This is a genomic window from Leifsonia sp. 466MF (assembly GCF_900100265.1).
Taxonomy (GTDB): Bacteria; Actinomycetota; Actinomycetes; order Actinomycetales; family Microbacteriaceae; genus Leifsonia.
This window is the reverse complement of the sequence record NZ_LT629696.1, coordinates 282,715-305,375: the sequence shown is the minus strand read 5'-3', so window position 1 is coordinate 305,375 and position 22,661 is coordinate 282,715. Positions and strand designations below refer to the sequence as shown.

Sequence of the window (22,661 nt, the reverse complement as noted above, 5' to 3'; positions counted from 1 at the left end):
ACCGAATGTCCCCCAGGTGAAGGACCACAATCGGCTCCGGGGACGTGTTCAATCGAATCGAGGTGATCGTCCCCGCCGACGCGCCTCGGCATCCGCTCCGCCCCTCCCCCGACCCTGTAGGAACTCCGTCCGTGCCCTCCCCGTCAGACTCGCTCCCCGCCGATGGCGACCACCGTGGGACCGAGGAGGGCGTACCCGCAGACAGCCTTGCCGCGGTCGTCGCCGAGACGGCGTGCCGGGCCGGTTCGGCCGCCGCGGCCGCGGTGATCGCGGAACACTGGGACCGGTACGCGCACACCGACCCCGCAGCCCTGCTCGCCGCCCTCCGGGCGCTCCCCGGAGAAGCATTCGTCGACAATGTCGCCCTGGTGTCCGCAGCGAACTACCTCAAGCACGTCGTCTCGGGAGGCGGTCCCGACCGCTTCGAGCAGCATCCCGCTGCGACGACCGTCCCCGGTCGACGCTCAGGCGATCTCGTGGAGTACCTGATCGGGCTCACCGGCACATCGGCCACGGCACGCACCAAGGGACAGCACGCGGCGGCGGTCGAGGCCGCGACCGAGGCACGCCGGGCGCTGACGGCAGCGGAGCCGGGCGAGGTCGGGCACCGTCTCGCCAACCTCCCGCATCTGTTCGTGCAGTGGGGCCGGGCGCTCGAGCTCTCCGGGGACCACACCCTCCCCGTCGCCTACGAGTACGAAGAAGCGCACCGCGTCGCCGTGATGACCGAGCAGCCCCAGGTCGCCCGCCGCGCCGCCGGCCACCTCGCCTGGCATCTCGCCGCTCGAGGCCGGCTGAGCGCGGCACTCGACTGGGCGCACCGCGCCAGGAACACCGGCGAATCGAACCCGCGCTACGACGCCGCCCACCATCTCGCCGCCGCCCTCGTCCACGCCGACCGCGTGCAGGAGGATGCATCCGCGCACGAACTCGCGCTCGTCGCGGCCCACCCGGTCGGCGAGTACTGGGCGGCCGCCAGCTGGGTGCGGTCCTTCCTCGCTCACACGAAGGCCGAGCAGGTGCTCCTCGAAGAGGAGCTCGCCCGCGAGCTCGGGAGGCACCCGCCGGCGGTCTCCAATCGCGGGATGAACGGGCAGTACGTGCGCGCCACGTGGATGCGGCTGGGCCGATCCGTGGCCGGACACCGTCCGGTGACCCCCGACGACCACCTGCTCCGGGCCATCGGCGAGTACCGGCGCGGCCGCTTCATCGAGGCGATCGACGACGCCGCGCAGGCCGCCGAACCCCTCAGCCCGCCCCGCGTGCGCGCCGGCGCCTTCCTCATCACGGCCGCATCGTCCCTCGCGCTGCAACGCTCCCGCTCCGCCGCCCACAATTTCCGGCTCGCACACTCCATCATCGAGCAGGAGGACATGCGCGCCAGCTACCACCTCATCAGTGACGCGCACCTGCAGACCCTGGCTCCCGGTGCCCACAGCCTCCTCGCGCCGCGACGAAGAGAGTCGGCAACGGAGGTCGGGTCGCTGACCAAGCGGGAACGCGACGTGCTGCAGCAGCTCACGACCACCCGTTCCATGAGCGAGATCGCGACGGAGCTCTTCATCAGTCCGAACACGCTCAAGGCCACCGCCTCCCGGCTCTACCGCAAGCTCGGCGTCAACTCGCGGGCCGCCGCGGCCGACATCGCACAGAGGGCCGGGATCTCGGTCCAGCCCCCGTCCGGGCGGGGAGATTCGGCCTGACGCCCTACCGAGGACGCGGTTCGTCCTCCCAGGGCACGGGCGTCGTCGTGCCGTCTCTCCAGTCGCGCCGGAGTATCGCATACGCGACGGACGCGACGGGTTCCCGCCCCGGCACGGGCCAGGCCTCGCGGTAATGGGCCTCCTTGACCCATCCGCAGCGCGAACACCCGCCGCATCGCGGTGTTGTCCTCGCGCGTCTGCCCCTCGAAGCGGTTGACGGCGGCCATGCTGTCGAACACGAAATCCGTCGTCGCGCGCAGGGCCTTCGTGCCCAGCCCGCGACCACGCATGCCACCGTCGAGCCTCAGGTCGACCAACGGCGTGGGGTCGCCCAGATCGTCCAACCGAACCGTGCCGATCCGCTCTCCGCTCGGCACCTGAAGCCAGAACGCAGCGTGGTCGTCATCGCCATACGCACCCGCGTCGATCGCGGCGAGTGCTGCAGCGCGGTCAAGCCTCGGCGCGACATGGAACGGGAACTCGTTGCCCGTCAGGAAGTCGATGAGGGCGTCCCGATCCGCCCCATACGGATCGAGCGGATGGAGAGAGACGGCCATTCACGCACCCTATCGGCCGCCCCCGGGTTGCTCGATCGGAGGTGACGCGCTTTAATCTGCGTATGCATGCAGATAAGCCGATATGCGGGCGTCTCCCCGACAGCCAGTACGTGGAACTCGCCGTCGAGGTCTTCGCGATGCTGGCGGATGCCACCCGCGTGCGCATCGTCCTGGCGCTCCGGGATGCGGGCGAGCTGTCGGTGAACCATCTCGCGGACATCCTCGACAAACAGCCCGCAGCGGTGTCGCAGCACCTGGCGAAACTCCGGCTGGCACGGATCGTCGCCACCCGGCAGGACGGCCAGCGGGTGTTCTACCGGCTGGAGAACGAGCACGCGAGCCGCCTCGTGAGCGACGCGATCTTCCAGGCCGAGCACTCGCTCGGCGGCACGCCGCGCCACCACCACCAGGCGCCGACGGCAGAGGACGAGGCGACCGCGTGACCTACGAGACGCACACGCACGACCACGGGGACACGCACGACCACGGGCACCCGCACGACCACGAGCACCCGCACGACCACGACCACGACCACGACCACGACCATCACCACCCGACCGGGTTCCGCGGCTTCCTGTACGGGATGTTCGTCCCGCACTCGCACGACGCGGCCGACTCGATCGACGACGCGATGGAGGCGAGCACCGAGGGCGTCCGCGCTCTGAAGATCAGTCTGTTCGTCCTGCTCGCGACCACACTGCTGCAGGCGGTGATCGTCGCGTTCAGCGGCTCCGTCGCCCTGCTGGCGGACACGGTCCACAACTTCTCGGACGCCCTCACGGCCGTCCCCCTCTGGGTCGCCTTCGTACTCGGACGCCGGGTCGCCACCCGCCGCTACACCTACGGGTACGGGCGCGCCGAGGATCTGGCCGGCTTGTTCATCATCGCCGTCGTCGCGCTGTCGGCGATCGTGGCGGCCTGGCAGTCGATCGACCGGCTGTTCCACCCGCACCCGCTGGAGAACCTGGGCTGGGTGATCGTGGCCGGCCTGATCGGGTTCGCCGGCAACGAGGCGGTCGCGATCTACCGCATCCGGGTGGGCCGGCGCATCGGCTCGGCCGCGCTGGTCGCCGACGGCGTCCACGCCCGCATCGACGGCTTCACCTCCCTCGCGGTCGTCCTCGGCGCCCTGGGCGTGATGCTGGGGTTCCCTCTCGCCGATCCCATCGTGGGTGTGCTCATCTCGGCCGCGATCGTCGTGCTGCTCTGGGGCACCGTCCGGAGCATCGGCCGGCGGCTGCTCGACGGCATCGAGCCGGATCTGGTGGAGCTGCTCGAGCACGCCCTCATCGAGACGCCCGGAGTCGTCTCGGTACCGCGCGTGCAACTGCGCTGGGTGGGCCACCGGCTGCACGGGAGCGCCGAGCTCGCCGTCGACGCGGTCGGCCTCGGCGACGCCCACCGGATCGCGGCGGCCGCCCGCGCGCACGCGCGGGAGCACCTGCGGACGCTCGACGAACTGCATCTCGAAGTGACTCCGCCGGATACGGTCAGCGTGCCCGGCCATCATGAAGCGGCGAATCCGCCGAGCCGATGAGCACATCCGCGGAGGTCGCACGCCGGAAGAGGCTCGTCCGGGCCGGCATCGGCCTGGAAGCGACCACCCTCGGCTGGAACGTCGTCGGCGTCGTCGTCCTCGCGATCGCGGTCTCCTCCAGCGCCTCGGTCGCCCTGCTCGGATTCGGACTCGACAGCCTTATCGAGATCGGCGCCAGCACGGTGGTGATCTGGGAACTCACCGGATCGGACGAGAGGCGGCAGCGACTCGCCCTCCGGTTGATCGGCATCGCCTTCGTCCTCCTCGGCGCCTACCTGCTCGTCCAAGCGGCCGTCACGCTGGCGACGGGCCACCGCGCAGCTCCGAGCCCGTTGGGAGCGGGATGGACGGCCGCGACCGCCGCCGTCATGTTCCTGCTGGCCTTCGGGAAGGCACGCGTCGGCCGCCTCCTCGCCAACCCGGTGCTGGCCGCCGAAGGGCGCGTCACCCTGGTGGACGGCATCCTCGCCACGAGCGTCCTGCTCGGGATCGGCCTCGACGGGCTCCTCGGCTGGTGGTGGGCGGACCCGGTGGCCGCCCTCGTCATCGTCGCCTACGCCGCGCGCGAGGCCGTCCACCTCTTCCGGGAGTGAGGATGCCCGGGTGGATCTGGACCGTCGTCGGTGTGCTCGTCGCCCTGGTCGTGATGTGGATCACCCTCGTCGTGGTCCTGGTCGTGCAGCAGCGCCGGGCCGGACGCGATGTGGACTGGCGGGCGATCCTGCGCCTGGTGCCCGACGTCGTCCGCCTGATCCGTCGGCTCGCCACCGATCCGGCCGTACCGCGCGCCACCCGCTGGTGGCTCTACGGACTGCTCGTGTACCTGATCCTCCCGATCGACCTCATCCCCGACTTCCTTCCCGGTATCGGCTACGCCGACGATGCGATCCTCACGATCGTCGCGGTGCGCTTCGCCGTGAAGCACGCGGGCTACGACGCGCTCGAACGCAACTGGCCGGGGACGGCGGACGGCCTCGACAGCCTTCTGGCGCTCGCGCGCGTGGACCGGCCGCCGGGCCGGCGACCAGGGATGTAACGCTTCGGGTGCTGGGAGGCCCCCGCACATCCACGCGTTTCCCATCGAGTCGCGGGTATCGTCGTCGCCATGACAGGACAGCTTCTCGCCCTGCCCCTGGCCGCGTCCCCGCTGCGGACGCAGACCGACCCGTCCGAGCTCGGCGGCATCGCCGGTCTCGCCGCCCGCGTCATGACCGCCCTCGGCGAGATCGGGGTGGGACTGTGCTCGTTGGCGGAGGTGGTGTTCCCGCCGATCCCGAGCGAGGTGATCCTGCCGTTCGCCGGATTCCTCGCGTACCAGGGGTCGCTGAACGTGGTGCTCGTACTGCTTGCGGCGACGCTCGGCAGCTTCGCCGGGGCGGCCATCCTGTACGTCCTCGGCCGAACGCTGGGTGAGGAGCGCGCCGTTCGGCTGCTGTCACGGCTGCCCCTGGTCGAGGAGGACGACTTCACCAAGGCCGCCGACTGGCTGAAGCGCCACGGACGCGGTGCCGTGTTCTTCGGCAGGCTCGTGCCCCTGGTGCGGAGCCTGATCTCGCTCCCCGCGGGCGCGACACGGATGCCGTTCGGCCGGTTCGCGGCGTTCACCCTGGCCGGGACGCTGCTCTGGAACGCGATCCTCGTGGGTGCCGGGTTCGCCCTCGGCACGCAGTACCACCTCGTCGAGCGGTACACGGAGTACATCGACATCGTCGTCTACGTAGCCGTCGGTCTCGTGCTCGGATGGCTGGTGCTCCGCCGCATCCTGCGTCATCGCGCAACGCGACGGGATGCGGACCCGTCGTCCTGACGGCGGCTCGCGGGTGCGCTCGGGGCGGGGGTACGCCCCGACTCGCAAAGAGACGGGGCGTACTCCCCCGGTGACGACGCCGAGTGTCGTCGGTGTCCCCGCGCCAAAACATACGGACTCACCGGTTTGAGTGCAAATCGGGTTCAGCGGCCGAAGGACACGGCGAGGACGTCCCAGATCCTCTCGATGTCCGACGCGAGCGCGTCGAGCGCCCCGCGCTCGTCCGCGATCAGGTACGCCCCGAAGATGCCGTGCACCGCGACCGTCGCGACGGCTCGCGCATCCACCTCCGGCCCGTCGCGGTCCTCGGTCTCCTGCTCCAGGAACCGCGAGAGGACGGCGACCCAGCGCGCGTAGGGGTTCTCGTCGGCGGACGGCGGCAGCACGGTCTGCGACAGCTTCATGGCGGCACGGACGCGCACGTCCGAGGCCAGCAGCGCACCGACGCGGCGCGTCAACTCCCGCGCGGCGGGGAGCCCCCGCAACCCGGACTCCTCGACCTCGCCGATGATGACCGGCCAGTTCGCGTACTTCTCGGCGACCAGGGCCCGGGCGATATCGAGCTTCGAACGGAAGTGGAAGTACACCGCGCCCTTCGTCGCGCCCGTCCGCTCGACGATCCGCTCCAGGCGAGCGCCCTCGTACCCGTGCTCGTCGAACTCCGCGGCGGCGGCGTCGAGGATGGCGAGGCGCGTTCTCTCCGCGCGCTCCTGTCTCGGCATGCGAAGGCCCGTCTCCCGAAGTGGCGTGTGAGACGACGATATCGTGGGCGCCCCTCCACCAGAGGAAAAGCGGTCACGGGAGGGTGGGGAAACGAACACGACGCGAAGGGATCCTCAGCGCCGACTCATGCCTCCCGGGTGATGGAGACGGAGACGAACAATTCTGACCCGCTGCCGCCCGCGTAGACACCTCGGAGGGGTGTGACGTCGGTGTAGTCCCGGCCGTGGCCGACGCGCACGTGACGATCGCCGATGGGGATGCTGTTCGTCGGATCGTAACCGTGCCACCCGCCGCAGAACCACTCCACCCACGCGTGCGACTCCCCCACGACGGTCTCCCCGACGGCGGCGTCGGCCTGAGGATGCAGATAGCCGGAGACGTAGCGCGCGGGAATCCCCACCGAGCGGAGCGCCCCGACCGCGACGTGGGCGATGTCCTGGCAGACACCGCTCCGCGCATCCCACGCCTCGGCGGCAGCGGTTCGAACGCCGGTCACTCCGCTCACGTACTCCATCTCGGACGACACGGCGGCGACGATCGCCTGGGCGGCGGCGCAGGGTCCGTCGACCTCGGGTCCCAGGCCTGCCACGACGGATGCGGCGAGCTCGGCCAGCGAGGGCGGCGGCGCGGTGAGCGCCGTCTGACGGAGCTGCTCGACGCACGCGGCGGACCTCGGGACGACGGCGGCGAGGTCCTCCCAGCCGACAGTCGAGGTGGGGTGCTCCGCCTCGAGCACCTCGACGAGACTGCTCGCCGTGATCGTCAGTTCGCTGTGCGGGGCCAGCACGTCGAACGCCAGGACCCTGGTGCCCCAGTAGTCCGTGTACTGGTGGTGGGAGGAGACCGGCTGCACGTCGAGGGACGAGTGGAGCACGAGCTGCCGGGAGCCGGAGACGGGAAGCATGCGCGCCTCGTTGTATGAGGCGGTCACGTCGCCGTCGTAGCGGTAGCCCGTCGAATGCACGATCCTGAGCCGTTTCACGCCCGGTCCCCCGTCCAGCTCGGCGCAACGCTCTCGGGGAAGTACCGCATGGCGACCGCCGTCGTCGCCGCGCTCGTCGCGTCCTGGATGGCGGACATGAAGGCCGGGAGGTCGTCGAGCACGTCGGCCACCGGCCGGAACTCGAGTTCGCTGCGCACCTGCCCGAGCATCCGTGCCGCCTGATCGGAGACCCCGACCCGCTCGAGTCTCGGCTCGATCTCGCGCAGACTGTCCACCGCGCGCGCCACCGAGTAGAGGATCGATCGCGGGAAGAGCCGGTCGTGCAGGAGGAACTCCGCAGCGTTCCTCGCGGACGGCACTCCGCGGTACGTCCGCAGGTACGCCTCGTAGGCGCCGCAGGAGCGCAGGAGGGTCGTCCAGCTCGGCCCGCTCGCCTCGGTCAGCGACCGTGTCGCGAGCAGGCGTGCCGTCATGTCGGCCCGCTCCAGGCTGCGACCGAGGGTGAAGAAGTGCCAGGCCTCGTCGCGGCTCGCCCCGGACTCCATCAGCCCGACGGCGAGAGCCGCCCGCTCGCGCACCCAGCTGAAGAACTCGTGCACCTTGTCGCTGGTCACCCGACGCGGCATCCGCGCGGTCGTGGTGTTGAGGCACTCCCAGAGTTCGGTCGAGATGATCTCGCGGGCGCGCCGGGCGTTCTCACGCGCAGACGCGAGCGAATAGACGATGGATGCGGGCGCCGCGCGGTCGACCGCCAGGATGCGGAGCACGTCCTCCCGAACGATCGCGGACTCCGGCGCCGGGCTGCCCATCACGCTGAGGAGCGATCGGCACGCGGTGTCCTCGTCGATCCACGGGTCTTCGAGGAGGAGTTGCAGGTGAACGTCGAGGATGCGGGCCGTGCCGTCGCTCCGCTCGATGTAGCGGCCGATCCAGAAGAGCGAGGAGGCGATGCGACTCAGCATGAGGTGACCTCCCCGGGGACGCCCTGCTGCTGTTGCTGTTGCTGTTGATCGGAGCGCGGCGCGTCCTCCGCAGAGTGATCGGGCACGTGCTGGGCGGAGACACGCGGCCCCGCCGCCTGCTCGGCGACGATTCCCGCCACCCGGGAGGCCCCCTCCGCTGCATCGCCGGGGCGCCGCTGACCCGAACGGTCGGCCGGCACGTCGGTCGCCGCGGCGCCGACCACCCAGGTGTCCTTCGATCCGCCGCCCTGGCTGCTGTTGACCACCAGCTGGCCCTCGGCGAGGGCGACCCGGGTGAGGCCTCCCGGGAGGACCCAGATGTCTCGGCCGTCGTTGACGGCGAACGGGCGGAGGTCGACGTGTCGCGGGCGCATCCCGTCGTCGACCAGTGTGGGGATGGTCGACAACTGCACGACCGGCTGAGCGATCCACCCGCGCGGGTCGGCGGCGAGACGTGCGCGAAGGTCGGCGAGCTCTGCGCGGGAGGCGTCCGGCCCGATCACGAGGCCCTTGCCGCCGGAGCCGTCGACCGGCTTGACGACGAGCTCGTCGAGCCGGTCGAGCACCTCGGCGAGCGACTCCGGTTCCTCCAAGCGCCAGGTGTCGACGTTGGGCAGCACCGGCTCCTCGGCCAGGTAATAGCGGATGAGGTCGGGCAGGTACGTGTAGACGAGCTTGTCGTCGGCGACGCCGTTGCCGACGGCGTTGGCGATCGTCACATTCCCGAGGCGCGCGGCCAGCATCAGGCCCGGCGTGCCGAGGACGGAGTCGACGCGGAACTGAAGCGGATCGATGAAGTCGTCGTCGATCCTCCGGTAGATCACGTCGACCTTCTGGGGTCCCGACGTGGTGCGCATCCACACGTGACCCCCCGAGCAGAACAGGTCGCGCCCCTCGACCAGCTCGACCCCCATCAGCCGGGCGAGGAGGGTGTGCTCGAAGTAGGCGGAGTTGTAGACGCCGGGGGTCAGCACGACGACGTTCGGGTTCTCCATGCCGTCCGGGGCGCTCGCCCGGAGCGCCTGGAGCAGGCGATACGGATAGTCGCCGACCGGGCGCACCCGCATCGACGTGAACAGCTCGGGGAGCGTCTGGGCCATCACGCGCCGGTTCGAGATGACGTAGCTGACACCGCTCGGGATGCGGACGTTGTCCTCGAGAACGCGCCACGCTCCGACCTCGTCACGGATCAGGTCGATGCCCGACACCTGGATCCGCACGCCGTTGGCCGTCGTGATCCCGGCCGCCGCCCGGTGGAAATGCGCCGACGAGGTGATCAGCCCCGCCGGGATGACACCGTCGCGGACAGCGTTCTGGTCGCCGTACACGTCGCTGAGGAACGCTTCGAGCGCCCGGACGCGTTGCCTGACCCCCGCCTCGACGTGGGCCCACTCGTCCTGCTCGATCACCCGCGGGACGGCATCCAGCGGGAACGGGCGCTCCTCGCCGGCGAAGTCGAAGGTCACGCCCTGCGCGAGGTACGACCTGGCCAGCGCCTCCGTCCGCCCCCGCAGCTCCTCCTGGGTGAGCGAGGCGAGGGCCGCGAACAGCTCGCGATAGGCAGGGCGGATGCCGCCCTCCGCTGCTGTCGCGTCCGCGAACATCTCATCGAAGGGGGTGCTGCCGCCCTGACGCCTGCCGGACGCCGCGGTCGCGTATCCACCGAACAGCTCGCCCATGGCCAGACGCTATCGGCGACGCGTTTCGCCCGCGTTTCGGTGGTGTTGCGAGTGTTTCGACTCCGTCCGCGGCCGGTCAGACCTCGTCGGCGAGTTCGCGCAGCTCGGCGGTTCGCTCGCCCGGACGGTCGCCGGTGTTGACGGTCCCCTTCGGCTCCACCATCACGACGAGCGCGTCCTCGTCGGCCTTCGGGCAGTGCTCGACGCCGCGCGGGACGACGAACACGTCGTGCGGACCGAGCTCCACATCCCCGTCGCGCAGCTGGATGGTGAGCCGCCCCTCGATGACGAGGAAGAGCTCGTCGGTCTCGGGATGCGCGTGCCAGACGAACTCGCCGCGCAGGCGCGCCACCTTCACGTCGTAGTCGTTGACGCTCGCCAGGCGGTGCGGCTGCCAGGGCTCCGGGATGAGGGCGAAGGCGGCGTCGAGGTTGTGGACCGTGTTCATGGGCTCAGCCTAGAACCGGCCCGGCCGTGCGACGTCGGAGGCCGGTGGTTGTATGGGTACGTGCTCCTCGACACGCTCGTGACGACGGCCGAGACCGTCGCATCCACTCGCTCCCGGCTGGCGAAGGTGGATGCGCTCGCGGCGCTCCTCGCCGACCTCGACCCGGAGGAGATCGCACCGGCCGTCGGCTTCCTCGTCGGCAAAGCGCGGCAGGGTCGGGTCGGCGTCGGCTGGCGCGGGCTTAAGGGCGCGATGGGCGAACCCGCGTCGGAGGCCTCTCTGACCGTCGACGATCTGGACGCGCTGCTCGACCGCCTCGCGGCGGTGTCGGGATCCGGCTCGGCCGGCGAGCGCAACCGCGCCCTCCGCGACTTCACGGCGCAGGCCACCGCACGCGAGCAGGACTTCATCGCGCGCGTGCTCCTCGGCGAGATGCGCACCGGGGCACTCGAGGGTGTGCTGATGGATGCGATCGCCCGGGCCGCGGACCGCCCCGGCGACAGCGTGCGCCGCGCGGCGATGCTGTCCGGAAACCTCGGCGAGACCGCCCGCCTCGCGCTGACCGGCACCGCGGAGGAGCTCGACGCGGTCGGCCTGGTCGTCGGCCGACCGGTCCTCCCGATGCTGGCGGCGTCCGCCCCGAGCGCGGCGGAGGCCCTCGCGACGACCGGCGAGGCGTCGGTCGAGTACAAGCTCGACGGCGCGCGCATCCAGGTGCATCGCCACGGCGACGAGGTGCGCGTCTTCACCCGCAACCTCGCGGACATCACCCACCGCGTGCCAGAGGTGGTCGAGGTGGCGCGGCGACTGCCGGTGCGCGACGTGATCCTCGACGGAGAGACCCTGTCGCTGGATGAGGACGGCGCTCCCCGGCCCTTCCAGGAGACCATGTCGAGGTTTGCGCGGTGGAGCTCAGGGGCGGCGCGAAGCGACGCCGCGACCCCAGCGCCGAAGGAGCCTGCGACTGAGGGTCCAGATGCCGTGCGCGAGACGGTGTTGCATCCCTGGTTCTTCGACATCCTGCACGTCGACGGCCGCGATCTGCTCGACGAGCCGCTGTCCACCCGGCTGGCGGAGTTGGAGCGTGTGGCCGGCGATCACCGCATCCCCGGGGAGGTCACGGCCGACCCGGAGGTTGCCGAGCGCGTCTCGCGCGACGCTCTCACCGCCGGGCAGGAGGGCGTGGTCGTCAAGGCGATCGACTCGCCCTACGCTGCGGGTCGCCGGGGCTCCAGCTGGGTGAAGGTGAAGCCGGTGCACACCTACGACCTGGTCGTCCTCGCCGTGGAGTGGGGGTCGGGGCGGCGGCAGGGGCTGCTGTCGAACATCCACCTCGGGGCCCGCGATCCGGAGGGCGCGTTCGGCGAGCCGGGCGGCTTCGTGATGGTCGGCAAGACCTTCAAGGGCCTCACCGACAAGCTCCTCGCCTGGCAGACGGAGCACTTCCAGGAGATCGAGGTGCGGCGAACCGCCGGGACGGTCTGGGTCGCGCCGACGACCGTCGTGGAGATCGCGATCGACGGCGTGCAGCGCTCCACCCGTTACCCCGGCGGCATCGCCCTGCGCTTCGCCCGCGTCAAGCGCTACCGCGACGACAAGGACGCAGGCGAGGCCGACACGATCGAAACGCTGCGCGGCCTCCTCCGGGAGTGACCGCCCCGCACCCGCCTCTCCCTCGCACCGAAACGGAGGATTTCCCGGACGCCCGGCTCCCCGCATCCTCCGTTCCCCGCATTCCGCCGGAGTGTCGGACGGAAACTCCTCCGTTTCCCGCCACCTCGCGGACGCGGGAAAGGTGCCCCGGCGGCCGTGGAAAGGGAGGATTTCCCACGGCGACGCGCGGCGTTTCGCCACGAACGGAGGATGCGCGGAGCCGGACGCGCGGGATGTCCTCCGTTTCAGCAGCACCGACGGAGCCGACCGCGCTGGACGCGGACGCGAGCGTCACGCCCGCAGGCGCGCCGCCTCCCGCCGCTCCGCCTCGTCGGCGTAGCCGACCTGTGCCCGCCACCACGGCGTCTCGATGAAGCCGCGCTTGAGGTAGAGCAGTTCCATCGCGCCGGTCCAGCCCTCGACGCCGTCGAGCACCGAGAGGGTGTGCGAGATGAACTGGTTCAGTTCCCCCACGGACGGCGTGATCAGCTCGCAGAACAGGGAGTTGTCATCCAGCAGCGAGGCGAGGTAGCGCACAGCCGGATACCCGGAGAGCTCCTGCGCGACCGCCTCCAGCCGCGACGGCGCGACCTTGACCAGCAGCAGCGTCTCCGCACCCATCCCGAGCGCCGCCGCGGGGACGAGCGTGAGGATGTCGAGGCAGTGGTTCGCGCGCATCCGGTCGAAGCGGCGCCGCACGCTGGACTCGTTCATGCCCGTCCGGTCGCCGATGGCCTGGAAGGTGACGCGGCCGTCGTCGCGGAGGGCGGCGAGGATGCGGCGGTCGGCCTCGTCGAGGTGGTCCGGTTCGCACATCTCGGCGTCGACCAGCGACGCCTTCTCGTCCTCCTGCGGGAGATTCATCGTCTCGGCGAACAGCTGCCGGCTCCAGTCGTGCCGCACCTTGTGCACGTGCATGATGAGGTCGCTGCGCCAGCGCTTGATGCCGGCGATGGACTGCAGCTGCTGGATGAGTTGCGGGTAGTGCGCCGCCCCTCCCGTCACCACGACCTCGGCCATGATGTCGTACTGCCCGGTCACCAGCGTGAGGAAGCGGACGTCGGCGTGCTCCACGAGCGCTGCCGCGACCTCGAGCTGCGTGCCCGGACGGCAGTTCAGCCGCACCAGGAAGGTGTCGACCTGCCCGGAGCTGCCGAGCGCCGGCACGACGGCGATCCGCACGACGCCGTCCTGCACGAGCTGCTGGCCGCGGCGGGCGACGGTGGCGGAGGAGCTGCCGACCATGTCCGCGATCGCGGTCCAGCTCGCTCGTCCGTCGTGCTGGAGCGCGACGATGATGCGGCGGTCGAGGTCGTCGAGGGTGTCGAGCGCCTTCACTCGGACGCCGCGCTCCGCACCGGCGGCACCACTTCGTGCAGGAATCCCCGCACCGTGTCCGTCCATGCCTCCGCCTCCTCGATCTGGGGGGAGTGACCCGATTTCTCGAAGATCGCCAGCCGCGCATCCGGGATGAGCGACACGATCGTCTCCGAGCACGAGACCGGCGTGATCCAGTCGGTCCGCCCGACGGTCACCAGCGTGGGTGCGGTGATCCCCGGGAGCGCCCCCTTCAGATCATAGGTCGGAAGGTTCTTCGAGAAGGCGTAGTTGTGCGCTTCGTAGCGGTACGGGGTGGCCTCGACCTTCCGTTCGACCGCCTCCGGGTCGTAGACGTAGTCGTACAGCGGGAGGATCTCGCGCCAGCAGTCGCGGAGGTCGTCGTTGTCGCGCACGCGGCCCTCGTCGATGCGGTCGAACTTGTCCATGTCGACGGTCACCCTGTCGGAGGCGAGCGCGTTCTTGCGGGACAGCTCCGAGTGGGAGTTGTCGGCGGCCGTGTCGCGCAGCACCAGGGCGAGCACCCGGTCCGGGTACCGCGTCGCGTACTCCAGCGACATGAAGCCGCCGTACGAGCCGCCGGCCATGACGATCCGGTCGGCGCCGATCCACTCGCGCAGCGCGTCGATGTCTGCCGCCCACTGCTCGTGGCTGAACTCGCCGTTGCCCTCGCTCTCGCCCGAGCCGCGCGCATCGAACACGACGACGCGGTACTCGTCCGCCAGGCGCCCGAAGCTGGCGCGCGGCTCGGCGCGCGAACCGAGACCGGGCGCGCCGTGGTGGGTGATGATCACCGGCGCCCCCTCGGGTCCGAGCACCTCGACGGCGAGGCGATTGCCGTTGATCTCGACGAACTGCGCGGTGGTGGTCGCGGCGGCGAACTCGGGGGAGACGTCTGTGGTCACGGTGTTCCTTTCGATGGCGGTGCTGTGGTGCGGTGGTTCATAGATCAGTGGTTCAGAGGTCGATGGTGCAGTGGTCCAGGTCGCGGGGGAACGCGGTCAGCGGTCTCGCGCCGTCCTCCGTGACCAGCATGGAGTCGGAGATGCGGTAACCGGCGTGCCCGGGAATGTAGACGCCCGGCTCGTTGGAGACGATCATCCCGGCTTCGAGCAGCGTCGGGTCGCCGTCCTCCAGCCACGGCGGCTCGTGCATCCCGAGCCCGATGCCGTGCCCCTGCCGATGGCGGAGGTACTCGCCGAGGCCCGCCTCCCGGATGACGTCGAGGCAGTCGGCGTTCGCCTGGCGGCACTCGCGGCCGGGCCGGATGGCGGAGGCGCCGGTGGCCTGCGCGAGCCGGACGGCGTCGTGGTAGCGCCGCTGGTCGGCGGTCGGCGTGCCCAGCACGAAGGTGCGCTCCCCCTCGACGAAGCGGCCGCCGACGGCGCAGCCGAGCGAGAGCATGAAGGTGTCGCCGGGCCGCAGCCGGTACCCGGACGGCAGCCCGTGCGGGTAGGCGGAGTTCGCGCCCGCGTAGACGAGGCCGCCCGCGAGCGGCGACACGACGACGACATCGTCGTGCTCTGCGTACATCGTCGAGACGCCGACGCCGCCGACATGCGAGGCCAATTCCGCCTCGCTCGGCAGCTCGCCGCCGGCCGAGACGCGCTCGCGGATCAGGGCGACGCCGGATTCGAGCATCAGGTCGGTGATGCGCGCCGCCTCGGCGTGCAGGGCGACCTCCTCGGGCAACTTCACGTAGCGCGCCACGGTGACCAGCGGCGTCGCAACGGCCTCGCCCGCGTCGAGCTCCGCGAACGCGGCCGCCTGCCGCTCCCACGTCATCCCGGTCGAGAACCCCACGCGGCCGGCCCGCCCCACACGGTCTGCGAGCGCGCGGAACGGCGGGAGGACACCGGGGAACTCGGGATAGGACACCACGTCGGCTCGGGCGGACTGGCGTTCCGCGTTCTCCCGCTCGAGCTCGGGGACGAGCAGGACCGTTCGACCCTCCGCATCCATCCACACCGCCACCGGCCGTTCACTCGGATGATGGAAGAAGCCGGTCAGGTAGGCGACGTCCTCCGGCGAGTCGGTCAGCAGGGCGTCGAGCCCCTCGGCGGCAAGCCGGGAGCGGACGCGGTCCTGGATGCGGTCGAGCGCGTCGGCGGACAGCCGGGTGCGGAACACGGGTCTCCTTCGGATCAGCGGCGACGCGACTTGGGGTTGCGCGCGTCGTTGTAGGCGATGGACAGCAGCGTCGCCGAGAGCACGAGCAGCAGGATCGCGATGGACGGGAACAGTGTCAGCCACCAGGCGCTCGACATCGCGCCCGACTGCTGCGCCTCGTAGAGGATGCGCCCCCACGACCAGACATTCGGATCGCCCAGCCCGAGGAAGGCGAGGCCCGCGGCGGAGAGCACGGCGCGCGAGGCGGTGACGACGACGGAGACGACGATGACAGGAGTGACCGCCGGGACCACGTGCCGCACGATGATCCACAGCGGGGAGGAGGTCATCAGCCGGGCGGCGTCGACGTACGGGAGGCGCACGACGGTCAGCGCCTGCGACCGCACCAGCCGCGTGACCTCCGGCCAGGAGAAGGCGGCGACGACGAGGATGATCGTGGTGGTGCTCGGTCCGACCAGCGCGGCGATGAGGATCATCAGCGGCAGCACCGGGAGCGACAGGGTCAGGTCGACGACGACGCTGATGAAGCCGTCGAGCCGGCGGAAGTACGCGCCGGCGACGGCGACGATGGTCCCGACGACGATGGCGATGGCGGAGGCCGCCACCGCGACCAGGATGCTCTGCTGAGACCCCCAGACCACCTCGCCGAACACATCCCGGCCGAGGCTGTCGGTGCCGAACCAGTGGGCGCCGCTCGGCGGCGCGAGGACGGGGTCGCCGTAGCTCGGCGGATAGGGCGCGATCAGCGGGGCCGCGATCGCGACGATGGTGAGCAGGATGAGGACGGCGAGCGCCAGCATCCCGAGCGGCTCCCGGCGGAACGCCCGCCAGGTCTGCGCGGCCGCGCGGCCGTTCTCCAGGGCGACCGGCTCGATGCCGACCGCGGCCTCGGTGACTGCTGCCTGGGTCATGCCTTCTTCACTCTCGGGTCGAGGAATCCGTAGACGGTGTCGGTGATCATGTTCGCCACCACGACCGTGATGGCGAGCATCAGGAACGCGCCCTGCAGCACCGGGAAGTCGAGCTGCGTGACCGCCTCGTAGATCCCGCGGCCGATGCCCGGGTAGGCGAACACGGTCTCGGTGAGGACGGCGCCGCCGACGAGGAAGCCCAGCTGGAGCCCGATCAGCGTCGTGGTCGGGAGCAGCGCGTTCCGCAGGGCGTGCTTCCACAGCACCCGGCGGTACGGGAGGCCGTTGGCCCGGGCCAGGGTCGTGTAGTCCTCCCCCAGCGCGTCGATCAACGTCGAGCGCATGGTGAGCACGTACGAGCCGAGCTGCACCAGCATGAGCGACACCGCCGGCAGGATGAGATGGCTGGCCACCGAGCCGTACCAGGCCAACCCGTAGGCGTCCTGGTCGTACGCTCCGCCGATCGGCAGCCAGTGCAGCATCAGCCCGAACACGAACAGCAGCAGCACGCCGATGCTCGGGACGAAGATGGACTGGCCGGTGACGCCGACGATCTGCACGACCTTGTCGAGGAAGCGGCCGCGGTGGGAGGCCGCCAGCACCCCGAGCGGGATGCCGACGGCCACCGTGAGCACCAGAGCGGTGCCGGTGAGCAGCAGCGTCCACGGGAGTCGCTGCATCAGCACGTCGAGCACAGGAATCGACTGCGTGAACGAGACCCCCAGGTTTCCCTGGACGAGCTGCCACAGATAGATGCCGTACTGCACGATCAGCGGCTGATCGAGCCCGTACTGCTGGAGCAGGGCCGCCCGCGTGTCCTCGGTCATGTTCGGGCTGGCGACCGCCAGCGCCGGGTCTCCGGGCAGCAGGCGCAGCAGGAGGAACGTCACGGTCACGGCGAACCAGATCGTGAGCACACCCCTCCCGAGCCTCGGGAGCAGGAACAGGAACCGGGACACGCGGGTCGGCCTCGCTTTCGGTTACTTGCCGGTCGGGTGCGCGCTGGCGACCGAGATCGGGTTGACGATGGACAGCAGCTCGCTGGGCTTCGAGACGAACCCGGTCCACTTCGAGCTGGACGCGAAGTACAGGTTCTGCGTGTACATGATGTTGTCGTACACGTTGTCCCGCACGATCTTCGCGGCCTCCCGCATCAGCTTCACCTTCTCCTTCTTGTCGGTGGTCGCGGCGCCCTGGGCGATCAGGTCGTTGAGCTTCGCGTCGTCGACGTAGCTGTAGTTGATGGCGCCTCCGGGGAGGTAGGCGAGCGTCATGTTCGTCACCGGGTCGTCCATGATGGCGAAGTTGCCGGCGTAGATGTCGAAGTCGCCCTTGTTGGTCATCGCGAGGTAGGTGTTCCGCTCGGTGCCCTGGAGCTCGATCGGGATGCCCGCCTTCGCCGCGCTGTCCTTGACGAGGGTCGCCCACTGAGAGGTGACGCTGTCCTGGAGCGAGTAGATCAGCCGGAACTTGACCGGGAACATCCCGTCGGAGCCGGCCGTGTATCCTGCCTTCTCCATCAGCGACCTCGCCTCGTCCGTGTCGAACGAGTACTCCTTGATGGACTTGTCGTAGTAGTCCTTCAGCACCGGCATCAGCGGGCTCGACCCGGTCGACACGGCCTGACCCTGCAGCACGACCTTGCGGATCGCGTCGTAGTCGACCGCGTGGGCGAGCGCCTGACGCACCTCGAGCTTCGCGAGCACCGGGTTCTTCATGTTGTAGGTCATGTGGGCGTAGCCCAGCCCGACCGCCTCGGTGACCGTGATGCCGCTCGTCGACTTCAGCTTCGCGACCTGCGCCGGTGGCAGCGCGTTGGCGATCGCATCCACTTCACCGCTCTGCAGCGCGAGGATCTCCGTGTTGACGTCCGGGAAGACCCGGTACACGACCTTGGCGGAGAGCGGCGTGCCTCCCTCGACCAGCGGGTAGTCGTCGACGCGGTCGAGCGTGTAGCTCTGCCCCACCTGCACCGCCGACAGCTTGTACGGTCCGGCGCTGACCCAGCCGCCGTCCTTGCCGTCGTTCGGGAACGTGGCGACGGAGTCGGCCTTCTCGAACACGTGCTTCGGGACGATGTTGCCCCAGAAGCCGATCTCGTCGACGATCGACGAATCCGGCTTGGTCAGGGTGAACTCGACCCGCGTCTTCGACACCGCCTTCGCCGTGTCGAGGTTGGCGAGCTGGCCGTAGAAGGTGCCGGAGGGCTTGTCCTTCTTCACCGCGTTCATCGTCCACGCGACGTCCTCCGCGGTGAGCGGCTGGCCGTCGCTCCACTTCATGTCGTCGCGGATCTCGTAGTACCCGGTGGTGTCGTTCACGTAACCCCACTTGGTGGCGAGCTGCGGCTTCTTCGAACCGTCGTTCGCGATCTCCAGCAGGTGCGGATACATCAGGTTGGTGATCCAGTAGTCGCTGCGGCTGTTGCCGACGAGCGGGTTGTAGTTGACGACATCGGTCGTCGTGGCGATCGTGAGCGTCGCCGAGCCGGCCGTGGCGGAGCTCGCCGCGGGCGGTGCGCTCGGCGCACACGCGCTGAGCGCCAGGGCCGCGACGGCGAGAGTGGCCGCCGCGACCGCGATCTTCCGTGGGCGCATCAGACCCACACCTCCTTCAGGACCCGAAGAGTGTTTCCACCCACGACGGCGCGGATCTCGTCGTCGGAGTAGTCGTGCTTCACCAGCCAGCCGATGATGTTGTAGAACTCCTCGGCCGGGTTCTCGAGGCCGTCGACGTACTCGACCTTCTCGTAGTCGACCTTCCCGTGCGCCTGTCCGAGGGACAGGTTGGATGAGAACGCGTCGTGCAGTCCGACGTGGTCGCCGAACAGGGTGTCCGGTCCGAAGCTGACGTGCTCCAGGCCGACCAGGTCGACGCAGTACTGGAAGTGGTCCATGACCGATTCCAGCGAGTGACGCGGGTGCTGGGGCGACAGCGTCGTGTGCGGTGCGGCCTCGATGCCGATGACACCGCCGCGCTTGGCGCACTCGATGATCGTCTCGTCCGTCTTCATGCGGTTCGTCGGCCACAGGCCGCGGGCTCCCGCGTGGGTGATGAAGACCGGCTTGGTGGAGGCCTTGATCGCATCCACCGCCGTCCGGTCGCCCGAGTGCGAGACGTCGATCGCGATGCCCAGCTTGTTCATCCGCTCGACGGCGCGTTCGCCGAAGTACGTCAGCCCGCCGTCGCCGCGCTCCTTCAGCCCGGAGCCCAGGTAGTTCGCCTCCGAGTACGCGATGCCCATCTGGCGCACGCCGAAGCCGTACAGCACGTCGAGCCGGTCGACCTCGTTCTCGATCGGGGTCGCCGCCTCGAGGGCGAAGATGTGGGCGATGCGCCCGGTCTCGGCGGCGTACTCGATGTCCTTGATCGTCTCGCCCTTGATGACGAAGTCCTGGTGGGCCAGGTCGGCCATGCGGACGCCGAGGTCGAAGAGCACGTCCTGGTACTTCCAGCCGGCGTCGCTCGAGATGCAGCAGGTGCCGTCCATCCCGTTGTCGAAGACCGCTGTGATCCCGGAACGCGAGAGGCCCTGGTAGCCGGTTGGTTCGCGGCCCTGGCGGATGTGGTCGCGGAGCTGGGTCATGTCTTCGGGGAAGACCTGCACGTGGTCGTGCAGGGAGATGACCGTCGACTCGGAGAGGAGGCGCGTCGTGCGCTCCGCCTGGTCGTCGCTGAGGTCGAGGCCGGCGTACTCGGGCACCCGGTTGATCTGCTTGGCGTAGCGGAACTCGCGGTAGTCCTTGCCGGCCTCCAGGTAGTCGTATGCGGTGTAGCCCGTGTAGCGCGGGGCGGGGTCGAGCACGCTGTCTCCTTCGTCCTGGTGAGGTTGAGGCCGCTGCGCAATCAGGCGCAACAGCAGCCAATCTCGCGGATATCCGGCGGCTGTGTCAACATTGATTTGAAAATTCGGCACGGATGTTTCCTGATTGAAACATTCCGGAAACGACTCACATGCGAGGATGTCGACGTGGACACATCGAACGCGCACAGCACCGACGTGCTGCAGGTACGCAATCTCTCCGTGGCCTTCACCGGCGGCGGCCCGGACATCCCCGCGGTTCGCGAGGTCGACCTCCGCGTCGGCCGGGGCGAGTTCGTGGCGCTCCTGGGCGAGTCCGGCTCGGGCAAGTCGGTCACCGCGCGGGCCATCATGGGCCTCGGCGAGGAGGACACCCGGGTCACGGCCGACGTGCTGCGCCTGGGCGACGTCGACCTGCTGTCCGTGAGCGAGGAGGCGCGCAGGCGGCTCCGCGGCGAGCGCATCTCGCTCGTCCTGCAGGACGCCCTCTCGGCACTCAACCCGGTGATGACGATCGGCGACCAGATCGGCGAGCTCTTCCGCGTGCACCGCGGCGCCGGCCGGAAGGAGGCGCGCGCCCGCGCGGCCGAACTCCTCGCGCTCGTCGGCATCCCCGCCCCGGAGCGCCGGGTCGACGACTACCCGCACCAGTTCTCCGGTGGCATGCGCCAGCGCATCCTGATCGCCATGGCCATCGCCCTGGAGCCGGAACTCCTCATCGCGGACGAGCCGACGACCGCGCTCGACGTCACCGTGCAGGCGCAGATCCTCGACCTGCTGGGCTCGCTGCGCGACCGGCTCGGGATGGGCGTGCTCCTGATCACACACGACCTGGGCGTCGTCATGGAGGTCGCCGACCGGGTGGCCGTCATGTACGCCGGCCGGATCGTGGAGTCCGGCGACGCCGACACGGTGTTCGCCCGCCCGGCCCACCCGTACACGGAGGCCCTCCTGCGGTCGGTTCCGCAGGCGGCGCAGCGCGGGTCGGATCTGCTCACCATCCCCGGGTCGCCGCCGAGTCCGGCGCGCGTCCCGTCCGGCTGCTCGTTCCATCCCCGCTGCCACCTGGCCGTCGAGGCCTGCCGCAGCATCCGTCCCCCGCTCGAAGAGGTCGCCCCCGGTCGGCGGGCGGCCTGCATCCGATCCGAGGAGCTCATCGGTGAACTCGTCCCCTGATACCCGCACCGTCATCGACTCCCGCACCGGCGACCCGACCGCCCCGGAAGCCGAGGTCGTCCTCAGCGCGCACGGCCTCGTCCGCCGTTTCGCGACCGGCTCCGCGTTGCGGCCGGCGACCGTCTCGGCGGTCGACGGCATCTCGCTCGACCTGCACGCCGGCGAGATCCTCGGCATCGTCGGGGAGTCGGGATGCGGCAAGTCGACTCTCGCGCGCATGCTCGTCGGCCTCGAACGTCCCGATGAGGGCACGCTCGCGTACCGCGGCACCGACGTGGGACGCGGCCGCCGGCGCGACCGCAAGCACCTCCGCGAGGGGGTGCAGATGATCTTCCAGGACCCGTACGCCTCTCTCGACCCGCGCATGACGGTGCTCGACATCGTCACCGAGCCGATCGCCGCGGCCCACGCGATGAACCGCTCCGCTCGGCGCGCACGGGCCGTCGAGCTGCTGGAGCTGGTCGGACTCGGCGAGGACATGCTCACGCGCTTCCCGCACCAGTTCTCCGGCGGGCAGCGACAGCGAATCGGCATCGCCCGCGCTCTGGCGCTCGACCCGGACGTCCTGGTCTGCGACGAACCGGTCTCCGCACTCGACGTGTCGGTGCAGGCGCAGGTGATCAACCTCCTGGGCGACATCCGCCGCCGCCTCGGGGTGTCGATCGTGTTCATCGCTCACGATCTCTCGGTGGTCCGGCACATCGCCGACCGCGTGGCCGTCATGTACCTGGGCCGGATCGCGGAGCTCGGCGACACCGACGTGCTCTACGAGAGCCCGTCGCATCCTTACACCCAGGCGCTGCTGTCGGCGACGCCGACCGCAACCCGGGAGGGCCGTGGCCGCCTGGCGCAGCGGCGCATCCTCGCCGGGGAGCCGCCGTCGCCGGTGGACCCGCCGTCGGGCTGCCGCTTCAACCCGCGCTGCTGGATGGCGACCGACGAGTGCCGCACGGTGGTCCCGCCGCTCCGCCCGCTCGACGGTCCCGGCATCCCGCTGCGCGAGGTGGCCTGCCACCACGCCGAGGAGGCGGTCGGCCTCCCGGTCGCCTGACGGCGGTCGCGGGCGCACCGCCTCCGTCCCCGCCTCCCGCGTCCGTCCCGCGCCCCTCACCAACCAGCGCGAAACGGAGGATCCCACGCCCGCCGCGGCCAGAATCTCCTCCGATTCCGGCCTCGCGGCGGCGAGTCGCGCTGTTTCTCCTCCCTTCCTGCCAACCCCGTCGGCAGGCCGGAATCGGAGGAGAATCCCTCCGCCGCGCCGATGAATCACCGGAAACGGAGGATGTTGCGGG

At 70.3% G+C, this 22,661-nt stretch carries 21 protein-coding genes and 1 pseudogene; 9 read left to right on the top strand and 13 right to left on the bottom strand.

The genetic code is table 11. From position 1 onward, the window contains the following. Window positions 1-131: 131 nt before the first annotated feature. Window positions 132-1,703, top strand: a complete 1,572-nt coding sequence (locus BLR91_RS01485) for a helix-turn-helix transcriptional regulator (RefSeq protein ID WP_089877870.1) — start codon at window positions 132-134, stop codon at window positions 1,701-1,703. A 4-nt stretch (window positions 1,704-1,707) separates the two neighbouring features. Here BLR91_RS01485 and BLR91_RS01480 read toward each other — a convergent pair. Then, window positions 1,708-2,260, bottom strand: a pseudogene (locus BLR91_RS01480) (GNAT family N-acetyltransferase). A gap of 62 nt (window positions 2,261-2,322) precedes the next feature. On the opposite strand from BLR91_RS01480, the gene BLR91_RS01475 reads away from it, so the two are divergent. From BLR91_RS01475 to BLR91_RS01455, 5 genes are all read left to right on the top strand, one after another. After that, window positions 2,323-2,703 carry an ArsR/SmtB family transcription factor gene (locus BLR91_RS01475; protein WP_089877873.1) on the top strand — a complete coding sequence of 127 codons (381 nt, stop codon included), beginning with the start codon at window positions 2,323-2,325 and terminating at the stop codon, window positions 2,701-2,703. Further along, window positions 2,700-3,797: a cation diffusion facilitator family transporter gene (locus tag BLR91_RS01470; protein WP_089877877.1), complete on the top strand. Its 1,098-nt coding sequence runs from the start codon at window positions 2,700-2,702 to the stop codon at window positions 3,795-3,797. Before BLR91_RS01475 ends, BLR91_RS01470 begins: the two co-directional genes overlap by 4 nt. After that, complete coding sequence (locus BLR91_RS01465; RefSeq protein ID WP_089877881.1) at window positions 3,794-4,390, top strand: cation transporter; 597 nt, start codon at window positions 3,794-3,796, stop codon at window positions 4,388-4,390. The genes BLR91_RS01470 and BLR91_RS01465 overlap by 4 nt, the downstream gene beginning before the upstream one ends. 2 nt (window positions 4,391-4,392) lie before the next feature. Further along, window positions 4,393-4,833, top strand: coding sequence for a YkvA family protein (locus BLR91_RS01460; protein WP_231918785.1), 441 nt, complete (start codon window positions 4,393-4,395; stop codon window positions 4,831-4,833). A gap of 69 nt (window positions 4,834-4,902) precedes the next feature. Continuing rightward, entirely contained in the window at window positions 4,903-5,604 is a 702-nt protein-coding gene (locus BLR91_RS01455; protein WP_089877887.1) for a DedA family protein, read from the top strand. Window positions 5,605-5,747: 143 nt separating this feature from the next. Here the strand turns inward: BLR91_RS01455 and BLR91_RS01450 are convergent, their stop codons facing one another. The 5 genes from BLR91_RS01450 to BLR91_RS01430 form a co-directional block, all read right to left on the bottom strand. Beyond that, the gene (locus BLR91_RS01450; protein WP_089877890.1) at window positions 5,748-6,326 is read right to left on the bottom strand and encodes a TetR/AcrR family transcriptional regulator; all 579 of its coding nucleotides are present in this window, start codon (window positions 6,324-6,326) and stop codon (window positions 5,748-5,750) included. A 125-nt stretch (window positions 6,327-6,451) separates the two neighbouring features. After that, window positions 6,452-7,309, bottom strand: a complete 858-nt coding sequence (locus BLR91_RS01445) for a transglutaminase family protein (RefSeq protein WP_089877893.1) — start codon at window positions 7,307-7,309, stop codon at window positions 6,452-6,454. After that, complete coding sequence (locus BLR91_RS01440) at window positions 7,306-8,232, bottom strand: alpha-E domain-containing protein (RefSeq protein WP_018192252.1); 927 nt, start codon at window positions 8,230-8,232, stop codon at window positions 7,306-7,308. Before BLR91_RS01440 ends, BLR91_RS01445 begins: the two co-directional genes overlap by 4 nt. Continuing rightward, the gene (locus BLR91_RS01435; protein WP_089877897.1) at window positions 8,226-9,911 is read right to left on the bottom strand and encodes a circularly permuted type 2 ATP-grasp protein; all 1,686 of its coding nucleotides are present in this window, start codon (window positions 9,909-9,911) and stop codon (window positions 8,226-8,228) included. The genes BLR91_RS01440 and BLR91_RS01435 overlap by 7 nt, the downstream gene beginning before the upstream one ends. Before the next feature lie 76 nt (window positions 9,912-9,987). Then, window positions 9,988-10,359 carry a cupin domain-containing protein gene (locus BLR91_RS01430; RefSeq protein ID WP_089877901.1) on the bottom strand — a complete coding sequence of 124 codons (372 nt, stop codon included), beginning with the start codon at window positions 10,357-10,359 and terminating at the stop codon, window positions 9,988-9,990. 60 nt (window positions 10,360-10,419) lie between these two features. On the opposite strand from BLR91_RS01430, the gene BLR91_RS01425 reads away from it, so the two are divergent. Next, window positions 10,420-12,012, top strand: a complete 1,593-nt coding sequence (locus BLR91_RS01425; protein ID WP_089877904.1) for an ATP-dependent DNA ligase — start codon at window positions 10,420-10,422, stop codon at window positions 12,010-12,012. 291 nt (window positions 12,013-12,303) lie between these two features. On the opposite strand, the gene BLR91_RS01420 is transcribed toward BLR91_RS01425, so the two are convergent. Genes BLR91_RS01420 through BLR91_RS01390 form a run of 7 tightly spaced genes read right to left on the bottom strand, consistent with a single transcriptional unit; the run spans window position 12,304 to window position 20,196 of the window. Beyond that, window positions 12,304-13,416, bottom strand: a complete 1,113-nt coding sequence (locus tag BLR91_RS01420) for an Lrp/AsnC family transcriptional regulator (RefSeq protein ID WP_231918784.1) — start codon at window positions 13,414-13,416, stop codon at window positions 12,304-12,306. Beyond that, complete coding sequence (locus tag BLR91_RS01415) at window positions 13,347-14,255, bottom strand: alpha/beta fold hydrolase (RefSeq protein WP_089877912.1); 909 nt, start codon at window positions 14,253-14,255, stop codon at window positions 13,347-13,349. Before BLR91_RS01415 ends, BLR91_RS01420 begins: the two co-directional genes overlap by 70 nt. Before the next feature lie 52 nt (window positions 14,256-14,307). Beyond that, on the bottom strand, window positions 14,308-15,480 hold the full coding sequence (locus BLR91_RS01410) for a M24 family metallopeptidase (protein ID WP_089877916.1): 1,173 nt from the start codon (window positions 15,478-15,480) through the stop codon (window positions 14,308-14,310). A 14-nt stretch (window positions 15,481-15,494) separates the two neighbouring features. After that, window positions 15,495-16,391, bottom strand: a complete 897-nt coding sequence (locus BLR91_RS01405) for an ABC transporter permease (RefSeq protein ID WP_018192259.1) — start codon at window positions 16,389-16,391, stop codon at window positions 15,495-15,497. Then, the gene (locus BLR91_RS01400; RefSeq protein WP_089877920.1) at window positions 16,388-17,350 is read right to left on the bottom strand and encodes an ABC transporter permease; all 963 of its coding nucleotides are present in this window, start codon (window positions 17,348-17,350) and stop codon (window positions 16,388-16,390) included. The genes BLR91_RS01405 and BLR91_RS01400 overlap by 4 nt, the downstream gene beginning before the upstream one ends. Window positions 17,351-17,371: 21 nt before the next feature. Continuing rightward, a complete protein-coding gene (locus BLR91_RS01395; protein ID WP_089877923.1) occupies window positions 17,372-18,988 on the bottom strand; it encodes an ABC transporter substrate-binding protein in 1,617 nt (538 codons plus the stop codon). Beyond that, window positions 18,988-20,196 carry a dipeptidase gene (locus tag BLR91_RS01390; protein ID WP_089877926.1) on the bottom strand — a complete coding sequence of 403 codons (1,209 nt, stop codon included), beginning with the start codon at window positions 20,194-20,196 and terminating at the stop codon, window positions 18,988-18,990. The genes BLR91_RS01395 and BLR91_RS01390 overlap by 1 nt, the downstream gene beginning before the upstream one ends. Before the next feature lie 165 nt (window positions 20,197-20,361). On the opposite strand from BLR91_RS01390, the gene BLR91_RS01385 reads away from it, so the two are divergent. Next, window positions 20,362-21,369 (top strand): ABC transporter ATP-binding protein, encoded by a 1,008-nt coding sequence (locus BLR91_RS01385; protein WP_089877930.1) that lies wholly within the window; start codon window positions 20,362-20,364, stop codon window positions 21,367-21,369. Continuing rightward, complete coding sequence (locus tag BLR91_RS01380) at window positions 21,353-22,420, top strand: ABC transporter ATP-binding protein (RefSeq protein ID WP_089877933.1); 1,068 nt, start codon at window positions 21,353-21,355, stop codon at window positions 22,418-22,420. The genes BLR91_RS01385 and BLR91_RS01380 overlap by 17 nt, the downstream gene beginning before the upstream one ends. Window positions 22,421-22,661 lie beyond the last annotated feature (241 nt).